Source organism: Ferruginibacter sp. (assembly GCF_031430955.1).
Classification (GTDB): domain Bacteria; phylum Bacteroidota; class Bacteroidia; order Chitinophagales; family Chitinophagaceae; genus Ferruginibacter.
In genome coordinates this window covers 1-2,256 of sequence record NZ_JANPCM010000057.1, presented here as the reverse complement: position 1 = coordinate 2,256, position 2,256 = coordinate 1, and the positions used below count along the sequence as shown (strand labels likewise).

The 2,256-nt window shown below is 35.5% G+C and carries 4 protein-coding genes; 1 reads left to right on the top strand and 3 read right to left on the bottom strand.

Translation table 11 applies throughout. The features are described 5' to 3' along the window. Positions 1-856: transcription termination factor NusA (gene nusA, locus ACY65O_RS01615; protein WP_462219101.1), on the bottom strand; the 856-nt coding region annotated here is incomplete at its 3' end. Positions 857-906: 50 nt separating this feature from the next. Next, positions 907-1,371 carry a ribosome maturation factor gene (locus tag ACY65O_RS01610; RefSeq protein WP_462219100.1) on the bottom strand — a complete coding sequence of 155 codons (465 nt, stop codon included), beginning with the start codon at positions 1,369-1,371 and terminating at the stop codon, positions 907-909. Positions 1,372-1,537: 166 nt separating this feature from the next. Between ACY65O_RS01610 and ACY65O_RS01605 the strand changes: the two genes are divergently transcribed. Next, complete coding sequence (locus ACY65O_RS01605) at positions 1,538-1,774, top strand: hypothetical protein (protein WP_462219099.1); 237 nt, start codon at positions 1,538-1,540, stop codon at positions 1,772-1,774. Positions 1,775-1,811: 37 nt separating this feature from the next. Here ACY65O_RS01605 and ACY65O_RS01600 read toward each other — a convergent pair. Continuing rightward, positions 1,812-2,256, bottom strand: a 445-nt coding sequence (locus ACY65O_RS01600; protein ID WP_462219098.1) for an HAD-IA family hydrolase, incomplete at its 5' end; no start/stop codon positions are given.

Genomic DNA, 2,256 nt, shown 5'->3' with positions numbered 1-2,256 from the left:
ATTGTGTATTGGCTGTCCAGTTAATTACATCTATGTTTTCGTTCTTTAATTCCCTTACAATGCCGTGAATACGGCTACCTTTCATACCTACACAGGCACCAACCGGGTCAATTCTGTCATCATAACTTTCTACGGCAACCTTTGCTCTTTCTCCCGGATCCCTTACTATCTTTTTAACCACGATTAATCCATCAAAAATTTCCGGAACTTCTATTTCAAGTAATTTTTCAAGGAATGCAGCACTTGTTCTGGAGATAATGATAACCGCCTGGTTATTCTTTAATTCCACTTTTTTTACAACACCTCTAACAGTTTCACCTTTTTTGAAATAATCAGTAGGTATTTGTTCTGATTTAGGTAGCAACATTTCATTACCTTCTTCATCCAGTATCAATACTTCTTTTTTCCAAACCTGATACACTTCCCCGCTTACAATATCACCAACCCGGTCTTCGTATTTTTTAATAAGAATATTCTTTTTTAAATCATTAATACGTGCTGCAAGAGTTTGCTTACCCGCTAAAATAGCACGGCGGCCAAATTCTTTTTGTATATCCACTTCTTCATACAACTCTTCCCCCACCTGGTAATCGGGCTCTATTTTAATGGCATCTTTATACTCAATTTCGGTAAGGGTATTATACAAATCATCATCGTCAACAATAGTACGGCGGCGGAAAATTTCCAAATCACCTTTTTGATCGTTTACAATAACATCGAAACATTCATCGCTGCCATACTTTTTTCTGATGAGTGTTTTAAACACATCTTCCATCACTTTCATCAACGTAGGACGATCAATATTTTCTGCTTCTTTAAACTCCTGGAATGAGTCGATTAAGTTAATACTTGCCATAATCCTCGCCAGCTCAATATCCCAGCCGGTATGGGGGTTTTGTTATGTAATTAAAATTTTATCAGCACTTTAGTTTGTTTTATATCAGCAAAGCTGATAACTGTATTTAGTATTATTGCTTTTTTCCCTTTGCCTTCCGTTTGTTCTATTGTTATTGAATCGTCGGTTACTTCTTTTAACAGCCCTTCTTTTTTTTCTTCGTTATTAGTAGTTACTTCTACGCTTCTGCCAATATTTTTTTTATACTGCCGTAATAATTTCAGCGGCTCATCAATACCCGGGCTTGATACTTCCAGAGAAAAATCCCCTTCGGGATACATGCCCATTTCTTCCATTATTTTATACAATGCCCGGTTTATTTTTATACATTTTTCAATACCCAGGCCACCATCAGCATCTAAATAAATTTTATAATTATTGATGGGTTTTACTTTAACTGATACCAGGAAAATATCATCCACCAGCAATGGTGCAATCAGTTTTTCAATGGTTTGTATTTGCGTTTGCTCAATCATAGTAAAAGAAGAAGGGAACGATTCCCGTTCCCTTCATTTGCTTCATTGTCCGCTGCAAATATATGCAAATGCCGTATAACTGCCAAAATGATAGTATTAAATTATCATTTTTAACCGGGTATAAAATTTAACAGGCAGGCATTGTGGGGTTTTATAACTTTGTGCTATGTTAAAAGTATTATTTGAGCTGTTTCTGTTATACATGCTCTACAAACTTATATTTGACTTTATTATTCCCATTTACAACACCACCAAACAGGTAAAGCAAAAGGTGAATGAGATGCAACGCAATGTTAATGAGCAAATGAACCGCCAGGAACGTAACGAATTTAATGCCACCACAAAAGAACCTGCCCCCAAACCAAAGGGTGATGATTATATTGAGTTTGAGGAAGTGAAGTAATGAATGGTCAATTGTGAATGGTGAATATAAGAGGAGTTTATAATTTTAGTTGCTGTACCCTTTCGTGAGGAAGCAACAGGTGGGTTTGTATGCCAAGGGCTTTTGCACCTTCAATATTAATTTCCAGATCATCTATAAATAAAGTTTCTCCTGCAATAATATTTGCATCTTTTAAAACAAAGGCATAAGCCCCTGCATCAGGTTTTCTGTACCCTATAATATTAGAGTAATAAGCTTTAGTGAAATATGCCTCCAGGCTGGGTTTACCGGTATCTCTTGTAAATATTTCTTCGAATTTTGTAAGGTGAATGCTATTGGTATTACTAAACAGGTAAAGCTTGTATTGTAAAGATATTTTTTCTAAAAAAGAAAGGCTTTCTGTTCTAAAATTCAGCAACAATGCGTTCCAGGCATTTTTTATTTGTGTATTAGTAATGGGGGTTTTGCTTTTAGCTTTTATTGCCTGATAAAATGCTTCTTTA

Coding starts and splice junctions, on each gene's coding strand:
- ACY65O_RS01605 (WP_462219099.1), top strand. CDS start 1,538: ATGTTAAAAGTATTATTTGAGCTGTTTCTGTTATACATGCTCTACAAA.
- ACY65O_RS01610 (WP_462219100.1), bottom strand. CDS start 1,371: ATGATTGAGCAAACGCAAATACAAACCATTGAAAAACTGATTGCACCA.